Source organism: Streptomyces sp. NPDC101194 (assembly GCF_044767885.1).
Classification (GTDB): domain Bacteria; phylum Actinomycetota; class Actinomycetes; order Streptomycetales; family Streptomycetaceae; genus Streptomyces.
In genome coordinates this window covers 128,729-141,809 of record NZ_JBIWOS010000012.1, presented here as the reverse complement: position 1 = coordinate 141,809, position 13,081 = coordinate 128,729, and the positions used below count along the sequence as shown (strand labels likewise).

Annotated in this window: 10 protein-coding genes; 8 read left to right on the top strand and 2 right to left on the bottom strand. The window is 69.8% G+C overall.

The annotated features are described in order from the left end of the window. Positions 1 to 409 precede the first annotated feature (409 nt). The 8 genes from ACIRP2_RS33585 (at position 410) to ACIRP2_RS33550 (ending at position 10,931) form a co-directional block, all read left to right on the top strand. Positions 410 to 4,189, top strand: a complete 3,780-nt coding sequence (locus tag ACIRP2_RS33585; RefSeq protein ID WP_404257013.1) for a nitrate- and nitrite sensing domain-containing protein — start codon at positions 410 to 412, stop codon at positions 4,187 to 4,189. Further along, positions 4,190 to 4,612 (top strand): roadblock/LC7 domain-containing protein, encoded by a 423-nt coding sequence (locus tag ACIRP2_RS33580; protein ID WP_003966009.1) that lies wholly within the window; start codon positions 4,190 to 4,192, stop codon positions 4,610 to 4,612. A gap of 132 nt (positions 4,613 to 4,744) precedes the next feature. After that, positions 4,745 to 5,152, top strand: coding sequence for a DUF742 domain-containing protein (locus ACIRP2_RS33575; RefSeq protein WP_352276250.1), 408 nt, complete (start codon positions 4,745 to 4,747; stop codon positions 5,150 to 5,152). Beyond that, the gene (locus ACIRP2_RS33570; protein WP_072487286.1) at positions 5,133 to 5,714 is read left to right on the top strand and encodes an ATP/GTP-binding protein; all 582 of its coding nucleotides are present in this window, start codon (positions 5,133 to 5,135) and stop codon (positions 5,712 to 5,714) included. Before ACIRP2_RS33575 ends, ACIRP2_RS33570 begins: the two co-directional genes overlap by 20 nt. Before the next feature lie 347 nt (positions 5,715 to 6,061). Beyond that, complete coding sequence (locus ACIRP2_RS33565) at positions 6,062 to 9,244, top strand: nitrate- and nitrite sensing domain-containing protein (protein WP_404257010.1); 3,183 nt, start codon at positions 6,062 to 6,064, stop codon at positions 9,242 to 9,244. 10 nt (positions 9,245 to 9,254) lie between these two features. Continuing rightward, the gene (locus ACIRP2_RS33560) at positions 9,255 to 9,668 is read left to right on the top strand and encodes a roadblock/LC7 domain-containing protein (protein ID WP_030980891.1); all 414 of its coding nucleotides are present in this window, start codon (positions 9,255 to 9,257) and stop codon (positions 9,666 to 9,668) included. Positions 9,669 to 9,757: 89 nt separating this feature from the next. Beyond that, positions 9,758 to 10,369 (top strand): DUF742 domain-containing protein, encoded by a 612-nt coding sequence (locus ACIRP2_RS33555; protein ID WP_404257008.1) that lies wholly within the window; start codon positions 9,758 to 9,760, stop codon positions 10,367 to 10,369. Beyond that, on the top strand, positions 10,350 to 10,931 hold the full coding sequence (locus tag ACIRP2_RS33550; protein ID WP_014048542.1) for an ATP/GTP-binding protein: 582 nt from the start codon (positions 10,350 to 10,352) through the stop codon (positions 10,929 to 10,931). The genes ACIRP2_RS33555 and ACIRP2_RS33550 overlap by 20 nt, the downstream gene beginning before the upstream one ends. A 156-nt stretch (positions 10,932 to 11,087) precedes the next feature. Here ACIRP2_RS33550 and ACIRP2_RS33545 read toward each other — a convergent pair whose 3' ends face one another. Next, on the bottom strand, positions 11,088 to 11,291 hold the full coding sequence (locus ACIRP2_RS33545) for an acyl-CoA carboxylase subunit epsilon (RefSeq protein ID WP_404257006.1): 204 nt from the start codon (positions 11,289 to 11,291) through the stop codon (positions 11,088 to 11,090). Between the two features lie 66 nt (positions 11,292 to 11,357). Next, positions 11,358 to 12,941, bottom strand: a complete 1,584-nt coding sequence (locus ACIRP2_RS33540) for an acyl-CoA carboxylase subunit beta (protein WP_404257004.1) — start codon at positions 12,939 to 12,941, stop codon at positions 11,358 to 11,360. Positions 12,942 to 13,081 lie beyond the last annotated feature (140 nt).

The following is a 13,081-nucleotide window of genomic DNA, read 5'->3' as shown; positions in this document are numbered from 1 at the left end:
GCGTCGGATCCGCCCAGAAGAAACGGACATTGCGTCACTGAATCAGCCATTCCGCTCCTGATCATGTCGACTGGGACACCCTTCGCCCTTCGCTGATTGACACCGATTGATCCAATTTGCCCGTGAACGCGATCCACGGCTTGTCACCCCACCATCACAACGCGTCACCCAGCCCATGGCCCGGCCCGGGGCCCTTGTTGGAGATCCGGCACTGTGCTGGAATTCCACGCACCGCCGCCGGGTTTCAGGCCGGCGCGCAGGGGGCGCAACGCAGCGCCGAGTGACGGCGGGAAGGGGAAGAGCGCCGGTCACTCACGACCACCATGGGGCGGATACGACGCCCCACGACGCCGACACCGTCCCACCCGTCTCGCGCGGAGGGACGCCTGGTCCAGAGGTTGCGACGCTAGTGCAGGGACGTTTCAAGAGGGATGGCAGCGCTGCGGCGGAGCAGGAGCCGCACGGCGGGACCGACCGCGGCTCCTCGGCCCCGCACGCCCAGAACCCCGGACCGGCCGCGGCCGGTGACAGCGGCGAGCGCGACCGGCAGCCCGGTGCCACGACGAGCAACGGCACCGATCCGATCTCGTCGCTCAAGCCCCGGGGCACCGTCAGCACGGGCTCGCGCGTAGCTCTTCGTAACTGGCGCATCAGCACGCGTCTGGTCTCCCTGCTCGCCCTCCCCGTGGTCGCCGCGACCACGCTGGGCGGTCTGCGGATCAACGACTCCATGAACGACATGCAGCAGCTGGATCACATGCAGCTGCTGACCAAGATGACCAAGCAGGCGACCACGCTCGCCCAGGCGCTCCAGGAGGAGCGCGACCGCTCGGCCGGTCCGCTGTCCAACGGCGTGAAGGCCGACGACTTCAAGGTCACCGAGCCCCGCAAGAAGACCGACCGGGCGAAGACGGCCTTCCTGGACGCGACGAACTCGATCGGCGACCCCTCCGGCGACGAGGCCCTCGAAGGCATCTATTCGAGCGTCCAGCAGATCGCCAGCCAGCTGACCGGGATCCGCGAGATCCGCAAGACGGCGTACGCGCACGGCACCCCGAGCCTCCAGACGGTCGACCAGTACAGCCAGCTGATCACCTCGCTGCTGAGCCTCTCCCAGGACATGGCGCAGGCGACCAGCAACTCGGAGATGATCAAGCGGACCCGGGCCCTGGCGGCCTTCTCCTCCGCCAAGGAGTACGCCTCGGTCCAGCGGGCGATCATCGCCGCGGCACTGCCGGGCGGCAACGACAAGCAGCCGCACCTCAACGACAACGACCAGCAGTTCGGCCGCGCCGCGCTGCGCAAGGAGAACACGGCTCGCCGCTCCTTCGCCGCGGTCTACGCGGCCACCGGCAACAACGCCGAAGAGCTGACCGCCACGCTGGACGACGGCAACCCGGAGATCAAGGCCGCCAACACCTACGCGAAGAAGGTGCTGGACAGCCCCTCGGGCATGACGGGCACGGCACGCCGCTCGTACATGGACTGGTACGACCAGAGCTCCACCAAGATCCAGGCGATGAAGACCATCGAGGAGACCCTCCTCAGCGACATGGAGGGCAAGGCCCGCGAGCTCCGCGACGAGTCGAAGCGCGAAGCGATCATCAGCGGTGCGCTCATCCTGCTGGTGCTGGGCGTCTCGCTGGTGGGTGCCTTCGTCGTCGCCAGGTCGATGATCCGCTCGCTGCGACGGCTGCAGGACACGGCTACGCGCGTCGCCCAGGACCGGCTGCCGGAGCTCGTCAAGCAGCTCTCCGAGGCCGACCCGCAGGACGTCGACACCTCGGTCGAGTCCGTCGGTGTGCACTCCCGGGACGAGATCGGCCAGGTGGCCGCGGCCTTCGACGACGTGCACCGCGAGGCCGTCCGTCTCGCCGCCGAGCAGGCCCTCCTCCGGGGCAACGTCAACGCGATGTTCACGAACCTCTCGCGCCGCAGCCAGGGCCTCATCCAGCGTCAGCTCTCGCTCATCTCCGAACTGGAGTCGCGCGAGGCCGATCCGGACCAGCTGTCCTCGCTCTTCAAGCTCGACCACCTCGCGACCCGCATGCGCCGTAACGGCGAGAACCTCCTCGTCCTCGCGGGCGAGGAGCCGGGCCGCCGGTGGACCCGCCCGGTTCCGCTGGTCGACGTGCTCCGTGCCGCCGCCTCCGAGGTGGAGCAGTACGAGCGCATCGAACTGGCCGCGGTGCCCGCGACCGAGGTCGCCGGCCGTGTCGTCAACGACCTCGTGCACCTGCTCGCCGAGCTGCTGGAGAACGCCACGTCGTTCTCCTCGCCCCAGACGAAGGTCCGGGTCACCGGTCACGCCCTGCCCGACGGGCGGGTGCTCGTCGAGATCCACGACACCGGCATCGGCCTCTCCCCCGAGGACCTCGCGGCGATCAACGAGCGGCTCGCCTCGCCGCCCACCGTGGACGTCTCGGTCTCCCGCCGCATGGGTCTGTTCGTGGTCGGCCGGCTGTCCCTGCGTCACGGCATCCGGATCCAGCTGCGGCCCTCCGACTCCGGCGGTACGACCGCGCTGGTCATGCTGCCGGTCGACGTCGCGCACGGCGGCAAGCAGCCGCCGGCCAAGCAGGCACCGGGTCAGCAGTCCGCCGCCCCCGGTGGTCTGCTCGGTGGTGGCAGCGGCACGGCGCCGGGCAACGGCTCCCGTCCGGGCCTCGGCGGCGCCCCGTCGGGCCCGGCCGGCCGGCTCGCCGCGGGGTCGGGCCCCGCGCGTGGTCAGGTCGGTGCGGGATCGGGTCCGCGCGCCGCGCTGCCCTCGCGTGACGGCGGTACCCGCCAGCCGCAGAACCAGCCCGGACAGCCGGGTCAGCCCGGTCAGCAGACCCCCGGCTTCCCGCCCTCGGGGCCGGCCGGCACCGGTCCGCAGGACTTCGGGCGCCAGGAGCCGCAGCGTCAGGGCGGCGGCCTCGCCGGTGCGTTCGGCAACGGTGCCAGGCTCGGTGCTCGCGGCCAGGGCGACGGAACGGGACGTACGGACTCGGGCCAGCCGGACCTCTTCAGCGCGGGACGCAACCGCCAGGGCCGCAACGACCAGCAGGGCCGGTCCAACGACCCCGCCCCGTGGCAGCCGCAGCAGGACCGGCAGAACCAGCCCGGTCAGGCCGGCTTCCAGCAGCCCGGCGGCCCGGTCGAGCCCGGCCGCCAGCTGCCCCCGGTCGGTGGTCCGCGCGCGGAGCTGCCCGGCGGCAACCCCGTGCCACAGCGTCCGCAGACCACCAGTTGGGGTGCCGAGGACCCGTCCGCGTCGCGGCGTGCCCCGCTGGACGCCCCGCGCGGTCACGAGGAGCCCGAGACCACCGGCCAGTTCCAGCGGCCGGTGAGCCCGCCGCTCACTCCGCGGCCGCCCGTCGACGACCGGCAGGGCCCCGGTTCCACCGCCGAGTTCGCGCGTCCCGACTTCTCGGCCCCGGCACCGCAGGCCCAGTTCCCGCAGACCCAGTTCCCGCAGGGCCAGTTCCCGCAGGACGGATCGGCGCAGGACCCGGCAAGCACCGCGCAGTTCGCCCGTCCCGACTTCGGACAGCCGCAGCCTGCCCAAGCGCGGGACCAGGCCCTGCCCGCCCCGCGACAGCGCGGCCGGGACAACGGGGACTTCGATGCCCCGCGTCCGCCCGCCGCGCCCGACGGTGACGCGCAGTACCGTCCGGTTCTGCCGCCGCAGCCGCAGCCCGAGGCGCTGCCGCCCGCGGCCGGCCCCGGGGACGGTCGTACGCCGCTGTACGACACCCTGGAGACGAACTGGTTCCACGGCCCGCAGCAGGGTGGCCAGCAGCCGCCCGCGGCCGAGCCGCAGTCGCCCGCCTTCCCGCAGCAGTCGGCCCAGGAGCGTCCCGCTCCCGACGGGACGCGCCGCGGTGGAAGCGACTCGGGCGGCACCTCAAGCACCTGGCGCCCCTCGCCGAACGACGAACTCGTGCGGCAGGCGGAGCGGGTCAAGAAGCCCGCGGCAGGCGGAATCACCACTTCCGGACTGCCTCGCCGGGTACCGCGCGCCAATCTGGTGCCGGGTACCGCGCAGCAGCAGAACCACCAGTCCGGTCCTCAGGTGTCGCGTGCGCCCGACGATGTGCGCGGGCGGTTGACCAATCTCCGCCGGGGCATCCAGCAGGGGCGGCAGGCCAATGGCCAGTCGACCGGCAGTTTTCCACTCGGCCCCACTCACCAGCAGGAGCGTTAGTTGAGCCCGATGAGTCAGGCCGCGCAGAATCTGAACTGGTTGATCACCAACTTCGTGGACAACACCCCCGGGGTGTCGCACACGGTGGTGGTCTCCGCCGACGGACTCCTGCTGGCCATGTCCGAAGGATTTCCGCGCGACCGCGCCGACCAGCTGGCGGCCGTCGCCTCCGGCCTGACCTCGCTGACCGCGGGCGCCTCGCGGATCTTCGAGGGCGGCGCCGTCAGCCAGACCGTGGTGGAGATGGAACGCGGGTTCCTGTTCCTGATGTCCATCTCCGACGGATCCTCGCTGGCCGTTCTCGCCCACCCGGACGCCGACATCGGTCTGGTCGGGTACGAAATGGCCCTCCTGGTCGACCGCGCGGGCACCGTCCTCACCCCGGACCTCCGTGCCGAGCTCCAAGGCAGCCTGCTCCATTAGGCCGCCATGGATCGATGACAGACTCGACCGACCAGGAAACGCCCCCGTCCCTCGCCCGACAGGCCGTTCAGAGCCCCCACCGGCTCCTTCCGACGGCAAGCAGACAACCTGCCGTCACGCCCGGAGGATTCAATGACCCCGCCACCCGCCTCACCCGATCCGTACGGCGCACTGCACCACGCGTCGTACGACGGTGAAGGCGACCAGCCGCTGGTCCGCCCGTATGCCATGACCGGCGGCCGGACCCGGCCCCGCTACCAGCTCGCCATCGAGGCGCTGGTCTCCACCACGGCCGACCCCGCGCACATGGCGACGCTGCTCCCCGAGCACCAGCGGATCTGCCACCTCTGCCGTGAGGTCAAGTCGGTGGCCGAGGTCTCGGCGCTGCTGTCGATGCCGCTCGGTGTGGCCCGGATTCTCGTCGCGGACCTGGCGGAAGCCGGCATGGTGGCCATTCACCAGCCGGGCAATGGAGAGGCCGGCGGCGCGCCGGATGTGACACTGCTCGAAAGGGTGCTCAGTGGACTTCGCAAGCTCTAGCGGCGGTGCGGCCCGGGCCACCACCTCGGCGAAGATCGTGGTGGCAGGGGGCTTCGGCGTGGGTAAGACCACGTTCGTCGGTGCCGTTTCGGAGATCAACCCGTTGCGTACGGAAGCCGTGATGACGTCCGCCTCCGCGGGCATCGACGACCTGACGCACACCGGCGGCAAGACCACCACGACGGTGGCCATGGACTTCGGCCGCATCACCCTGGACCAGGACCTGATCCTGTACCTCTTCGGTACGCCCGGACAGGACCGCTTCTGGTTCATGTGGGACGACCTGGTCCGCGGCGCCATCGGCGCCGTCGTCCTCGTCGACACCCGCCGCCTCGCCGACTGCTTCCCCGCAGTCGACTACTTCGAGAACAGCGGACTCCCCTTCGTCATCGCCCTCAACGGCTTCGACGGACACCAGCCCTACACCCCCGACGAAGTCCGCGAAGCCCTCCAGATCGGACCCGACACCCCGATCATCACGACGGACGCGCGGCACCGGGCGGACGCCAAGAGCGGCCTCATCACGCTCGTGGAGCACGCACTGATGGCGCGGCTGAAGTAGCCACAAGTCTTTATTGACATACGGCAGTTGCCTTATTCAAACGGGGGTGGACTGTGTCCTTTGACACGATCCGCCCCCGTGTTCATAACGTTTCGACAGAGAATTGTCCCGCGTTCAACACCCGATGCGTTCGATCGGTGCCACTGCGCTCACATGAGCCCCGCCTTTTGACGGGGCTCGCTCTTTATGCCCGTTTTATCTGAGGCTTGGACCACTCGGAATGGCTGGTTCCGACTGTTTGGAACGCGGCCGGTCCCCGTGCTGGAATTCGACGAACTCCCGAGTAGTACGGCCCTGAACAAAACACGGCACAACGTAGGTGCCGACGCCGAGAGGTTGTTGGTCGAGTGAGGCGAAACAACGAGGGCTCCGCGGCGCGGCTGGAGCGGGGCAACTTCACCCCGCCGCCGCGCGCCGCGGGGTTGCCTGCCGATGCGCCCGACGAGATGGCGTCCGGCGGCAGCGTCAGCCGGCTGGCCCCGCGCAACTGGCGCGTGCCCACTCGCCTGAACGCGATCCTCCTGATCCCCGTGCTGGTCGGCCTGGTCATGGGCGGCTTCCAGGTGAAGGGCTCGATCGACACCTGGGGAGAGGCGCAGGACGCCGAGAAGACGGCCCTGATCGTGCGCGCGGCCTCCGAGTACGGACAGGCCCTCCTCAACGAGCGCGACCTCTCCGCTCAGCCCATCCTCTCGAACAAGCGCGACGCCGCCGCCGTCGACCGGGTCCGGGCCACCACCGACGCCGCCGCGGAGAAGTTCGACACGGCCGTGAAGGACATGCCCCAGAAGCAGGGTCTGGAGCGGCGGCTCCGGCTGTTCCGGCTGGAGGAGCCCAAACTCCCCGAGCTGCGCAAGGCCGCTTTCGCCGAGGCCATGGACCCGGTGAAGACGGAAGAGGGCTACGTCCAGGTGCAGCACTCCCTGATGGAGTTCTGCAACGAGCTCGGTCTGGGCACCGGCAACATCACCAGCTACGGCCGTACGGTCTACGCGATCGAGCTCGCCAAGGCTGCAGAATCGCTTCAGCGCTCCATCGGCATGCATCTCCTGGTGCGTCCGAGCCGGCAGAGCGCCAAGTTCGACGCCCAGGTCAAGGCCTTCGGCTCGTACAACTACCTGGAGCAGATCGCGCTCGGCGAGTTCATCTCCGGTGGCACGGACGCCGACGCGGCCCGGCTGAAGGAGGTCCTGACCGCCAAGGCGGCCGAGGGGTCGAAGAAGCTGAAGAAGGCCAAGGAGCAGGCCGACGCGGCAGGCGTCCCGTTCGTCGAGCCGCCCAGTGTCGACGGTTCGGTCTTCGACGGCATGGCCCAGCAGATCGGGCAGGGGCAGTCCCCCGAGAAGCTGGCCGCGAAGGGCATCACCCCCGAGACCTGGATGGCGGCCGCCACCGCCAAGTTCGACGGCTACACCACGGTCGAGAACGAGCTGGTCGACAAGGCGGTGACCGACGCCGCGGACATCTCGTCCGGTGCCAAGAAGGACGCCATCGTCAACGCCGCCGTCGTGATCGTCGCGTTGCTGGCCGCCTTCTTCCTGGCCGGGCTGATGGCCCGGCAGATGAGCCGCTCGATGCGTCGGCTGCGCACCGCCGCCTTCGGGATAGCCGAGCAGCGCCTGCCGATGCTGGTCGACCAGCTGTCCCGGACCGATCCGGGACGGGTCGACACCCGCGTCCAGCCCATCCCGATCAACAGCCGGGACGAGATCGGCGAGGTCGCCCGCGCCTTCGACCAGGTGCACCGTGAGGCGGTCCGGCTGGCGGCCGAGCAGGCCATGCTGCGGGGCAACGTCAACGCGATCTTCACCAACCTGTCGCGCCGCAACCAGTCGCTGATCGAGGGCCAGCTGACCCTCATCACCGACCTGGAGAACAACGAGGCCGACCCGGACCAGTTGGACAGCCTCTTCAAGCTCGACCACCTGGCCACCCGGATGCGCCGCAACGGCGAGAACCTTCTCGTCCTCGCGGGCGAGGAGCCGGGCCGCCGCTGGAACCAGCCGGTCCCGCTGGTCGACGTGCTCCGCGCCGCCGCCTCCGAGGTGGAGTCGTACGAGCGCATCGAGCTCTCCGGGGTGCCGGAGACCGAGATCCACGGCCAGTCCGTCACCGACCTCGTGCATCTGCTGGCCGAGCTGCTGGAGAACGCCACCACGTTCTCCTCGCCGCAGACCAAGGTGCGGGTCACGGCGACCCGGCTGCCCGACAGCCGCGTGATGATCGAGATCCACGACAAGGGCATCGGCCTCACCGCGGAGGACTTCGCCGACATCAACCACAAGCTGGCCAACCCGCCGACCGTGGACGCGGCGGTCTCGCAGCGGATGGGTCTGTTCGTGGTCGGCCGCCTCTCCGACCGGCACGGCATCCGGGTCCAGCTGCGCCCCTCGGGCGAGCAGGCCGGAACCACCTCGCTGGTCATGCTGCCGGACGCCATCACCCACGGCGGTGGCGGCGAACCGGCCTCCGCGCAGGACGACTTCACCGTCTCCTCGATCATTCCGCAGCAGCAGACCTTCGAACAGCCGGCACCCCAGCCGCACCTGCGCACGGCGGCGGAGCTGGGCTTCGACGACTCGCGCTACGAGCAGCGGTCGGTGGACGCCGGGCGACTGGACCCGGTGGGCCGCTCACTGGTCCGTGAGGAGCGCCGGGCGGCGCTGGAGGCCCAGACGGCCGGCGAGCGCCCGCCGTTCCCGCAGGAGCCGTACGCCGGGAACGAGGCCGCCGACGGTCCGTACGCCGGGGCCGGGTACGCCCAGGAGCCGGGGCAGCAGCCGTACGAGCAGGCGCCGTACGGGGGCGGCGGCTACGACGCCTACCGCGGCGACGCAGGCTTCGCCGAGTCGGCTGACCACGCCTCGCAGGGTGGCTATGCGGAGGCGGCATACGGGGTCGGCGAGACCGCGCAGCCGTTGTACGAGGAACAGTTCGCTTCCCAGTCCCACCAGGACGAGTGGCCAAATCAGGACACCTATCAGGGTGTGTATGAGCCGTCGGCACAGGTGGAAGCGGAATCTGTCCCGAGCACCCCCGCCGAGCCGCGGGAGCGCGTAGGCTTCGACCGTCCGGGACCCACCCCGAACTCCGGCCACGAGCTGACCGAAGCCGGTCTGCCGCGTCGGGGCGGTCAGCAGCACTGGCAGCCCACCGGCCGCGGCAACAACCGGCCCGCCGCCGCGCAGCAGCCGCAGCCGCAGCAGGAGGAACTGCCGCAGCAGCAGTCGCCCGCGCAGCAGGACGGGAACGGCTCCGACGACTGGCGCTCGACGAACGACGAGCGCTGGGAGCGGGCCGAGAAGCTCCGGGAGCCGAAGGCGGGCGGGATCACCCCGTCCGGGCTTCCCCGGCGGGTGCCCAAGGCCAATCTGGTCGAGGGTACGGCGGAGCAGACACCGCAGGACGGCCCTCAGGTCTCCCGCGCCCCCGAGGACGTCCGCGGCAGGTTGAGCAACCTGCGGCGGGGCGTGCTGCGGGGACGTAACGCGGGTTCGGACGCAAGTAATACCTACAACCAGGAGCGTTAGTGTGAGCCCGATGAGCCAGGCGGCGCAGAATCTCAACTGGTTGATCACCAACTTCGTGGACAACACCCCCGGGGTGTCGCACACGGTGGTGGTCTCCGCCGACGGACTCCTGCTGGCCATGTCCGAAGGATTTCCGCGCGACCGCGCCGACCAGCTGGCGGCCGTCGCCTCCGGCCTGACCTCGCTGACCGCGGGCGCCTCGCGGATCTTCGAGGGCGGCGCCGTCAATCAGACGGTTGTGGAGATGGAGCGCGGATTCCTCTTCATCATGTCCATCTCCGACGGATCCTCGCTGGCCGTTCTCGCCCACCCGGACGCCGACATCGGCCTGGTCGGGTACGAAATGGCCCTTCTCGTCGACCGCGCGGGCACCGTCCTCACCCCGGACCTCCGTGCCGAACTTCAGGGAAGTCTTCTTAACTAATAGACAGACAGTGCGTTTCACGCCACCGCGCCATAAGGTGCGGTGGCGCGGACCTACTCGAATCGGGACCGGCAGGCGGAGGAGGAATCATGACAACACCCCCAGGCGGACACCGGTACGACGGTGACCGGAACGTACCGGGTGAGCACGGGGACAACCGTTTCAACTTCCCCTCCGCACCCAGCGGACAGGGCGCCCAGCAGCCGTACCGGCCTTATCAGCAGCCGCAGCAGCAGCCGGGCTCCCCCCAGGGTCCCGGATGGCCTCCGCAGCGACCGCACCGCTACGACTCGCCCCCGTCGCCCCGCATTCAGCCCGTACAGCCGCGGCAGGCCCCCGAGCCGGCCGCCCCGGCGGCGCACAATCCGCTGGTCCGTCCGTACGCCATGACAGGCGGCCGGACCCGACCGCGCTACCAACTCGCCATTGAGGCGTTGGTCAGTACCACGGCCGATCCGTCCCGGTTGCAAGGGCAGTTGCCCGAGCACCAGCGGATCTGCCGGCTGTGCTTCGAGATCAAGTCGGTCGCCGAGATTTCGGCACTGCTCTCGATCCCGCTCGGCGTTGCCCGAATCCTCGTAGCCGACCTGGCAGAGGCCGGACTCGTCGCTATCCATCAGCCCGGCGGCGACGAGTCCGCCGGCGGCCAGCCAGATGTGACACTGCTCGAAAGGGTGCTCAGTGGACTTCGCAAGCTCTAGCGGCGGAGCAGCCCGCTCCACTACCTCCGCGAAGATCGTGGTGGCAGGGGGCTTCGGCGTGGGTAAGACCACGTTCGTCGGTGCCGTTTCGGAGATCAATCCGCTGCGCACCGAAGCCGTGATGACGTCCGCGTCCGCGGGCATCGACGACCTGACGCACACCGGGGACAAGACCACCACGACGGTGGCCATGGACTTCGGCCGCATCACCCTGGACCAGGACCTGATCCTGTACCTCTTCGGTACGCCCGGACAGGACCGCTTCTGGTTCATGTGGGACGACCTGGTCCGCGGCGCCATCGGCGCCGTCGTCCTCGTCGACACCCGCCGACTCGCCGACTGCTTCCCCGCAGTCGACTACTTCGAGAACAGCGGACTCCCCTTCGTCATCGCCCTCAACGGCTTCGACGGACACCAGCCCTACACCCCCGACGAAGTCCGCGAAGCCCTCCAGATCGGACCCGACACCCCGATTCTGACCACGGACGCGCGGCACCGGGCGGACGCCAAGAGCGCGCTGATCACGCTCGTGGAGCACGCACTGATGGCGCGGCTCCGCTAGGGTTTTCCGTCCGTATGAGGCCGAGCTCGCATACCGCGCCCGGCCTCATACGGACGAGAGGCCCTACCGGGGGCCGGCGGACATACGGAAAGGCCCCGCACTCCTTCGGGAGTGCGGGGCCTTCCGGCTGTGTTGCGTCCTGGGGCCGAAGCGGGCTCAGCCCTGCCAGGAGTGCGGGGCGCGGAAGCCCGGGGTGCGCTCCAGGCGGCGCCATCCGGCGGTGCTGCGGCCGCGGTGGGCGGGAGTCTCTGCGGGCTTGGCGGCGGCGCGGGCGAGCAGGACCGCGGTTATCGCGGCCAGCTCCTCGGGGTCGGCAAGACCCTTCTCGACGCGCAGCACGGACTCGGTGGCAGTGCTCATGGCTGGTTTCTCCGTCTTCTCGGCAGGTCTTGGCGGGCTCGGCAGGGTCGCTGCGAGGGCGGCGGACTACTGCGGCGGGTTGCCGTGCTTGCGGGACGGCAGGTCGGCGTGCTTGGACCGGAGCATGGCCAGCGAGGCGATCAGCACCTCGCGCGTCTCGGCGGGGTCGATGACGTCGTCGACCAGGCCACGCTCGGCGGCGTAGTACGGGTGCATCAGTTCGGCCTTGTACTCCTTGACCATGCGGGTCCGCATGGCTTCCGGGTCCTCGGCGTCGGCGATCTGCCGACGGAAGATGACGTTGGCGGCACCTTCGGCGCCCATCACCGCGATCTCGTTGGTCGGCCAGGCGTAGGTCAGATCCGCTCCGATGGACTGGCTGTCCATCACGATGTACGCACCGCCGTACGCCTTGCGCAGGATCAGCGAGATCCTCGGCACGGTGGCGTTGCAGTAGGCGTAGAGCAGCTTCGCACCGTGCCGAATAATTCCACCGTGCTCCTGATCGACCCCGGGCAGAAAGCCGGGTACGTCCAAAAGAGTGACGATCGGGATGTTGAATGCATCACACATCTGGACGAAGCGGGCCGCCTTCTCCGACGCCTCGATGTCCAGGACACCGGCGAGGGTCTGCGGCTGGTTGGCGACGATGCCCACGACCTGGCCGTCCAGACGGGCCAGGGCACAGACGATGTTGCGCGCCCAGCGCTCGTGGATCTCCAGGTAGTCGCCGTCGTCGACGAGCTCCTCGATGACCTTGTGCATGTCGTACGGGCGGTTGCCGTCGGCCGGTACCAGGTCCAGCAGGACGTCGCCGCGCCGGTCGGCCGGGTCGTCGCTCGCCACGGTGGGCGGGTTCTCCCGGTTGTTGGACGGCAGCATCCCGATCAGGTAGCGGACCTCGGCGATGCAGGTCTCCTCGTCGTCGTACGCGAAGTGCGCGACGCCCGAGGTCTCGGCGTGCACGTCGGCGCCGCCGAGGCCGTTCTGGGTGATCTCCTCGCCGGTGACCGCCTTCACGACGTCCGGTCCGGTGATGAACATCTGGGAGGTCTCGCGGACCATGAACACGAAGTCGGTGAGCGCCGGGGAGTAGGCCGCGCCGCCCGCACACGGGCCGAGCATCACGCTGATCTGCGGGATGACACCGGAGGCCCGGGTGTTGCGCTGGAAGATCCCGCCGTATCCGGCGAGCGCGCTGACGCCCTCCTGGATACGGGCGCCCGCGCCGTCGTTCAGCGAGACCAGCGGGGCACCGGCCGAGATGGCCATGTCCATGATCTTGTGGATCTTGGTGGCGTGGGCCTCGCCCAGGGCGCCGCCGAAGATCCGGAAGTCGTGCGCGTAGACGAAGACCGTACGGCCGTCGACCGTGCCCCAGCCGGTGATGACACCATCGGTGTACGGCTTCCTCGCCTCCAGGCCGAAGCCGGTCGCCCGGTGCCGGCGGAGCTGCTCGACCTCCTTGAACGAACCCGGGTCGACCAGCAGCTCGATGCGCTCACGCGCCGTCAGCTTGCCCTTGGCGTGCTGCGCCTCGGTCGCGCGGTCACTCGGTCCGCGGCGGGCCTGCTCGCGCAGTGCCAGCAGTTCGGCCACACGGCCACGGGTGTCACTCGGCTCGCCCGGGGTTTCGTCCACAACGGTCATGTACCGACCCTACGAAGCCCGGCAAGCAAATCCTGCCGTCGACTCCGTACAGTCTCCTGACCCGTTTCCTGGTGGAGCCGGACAGAATCATGGCGACATGCACGCGAACTACCAGCCCCCGCGGGTCCGTCTTTGTCCGG

Bases quoted from the DNA above. Each gene is read 5' to 3' on its own strand.
- ACIRP2_RS33575 (WP_352276250.1), top strand. From the start codon at position 4,745: ATGACCCCGCCACCCGCCTCACCCGATCCGTACGGCGCACTGCACCAC.
- ACIRP2_RS33560 (WP_030980891.1), top strand. From the start codon at position 9,255: ATGAGCCAGGCGGCGCAGAATCTCAACTGGTTGATCACCAACTTCGTG.
- ACIRP2_RS33555 (WP_404257008.1), top strand. From the start codon at position 9,758: ATGACAACACCCCCAGGCGGACACCGGTACGACGGTGACCGGAACGTA.
- ACIRP2_RS33545 (WP_404257006.1), bottom strand. From the start codon at position 11,291: ATGAGCACTGCCACCGAGTCCGTGCTGCGCGTCGAGAAGGGTCTTGCC.
- ACIRP2_RS33540 (WP_404257004.1), bottom strand. From the start codon at position 12,941: ATGACCGTTGTGGACGAAACCCCGGGCGAGCCGAGTGACACCCGTGGC.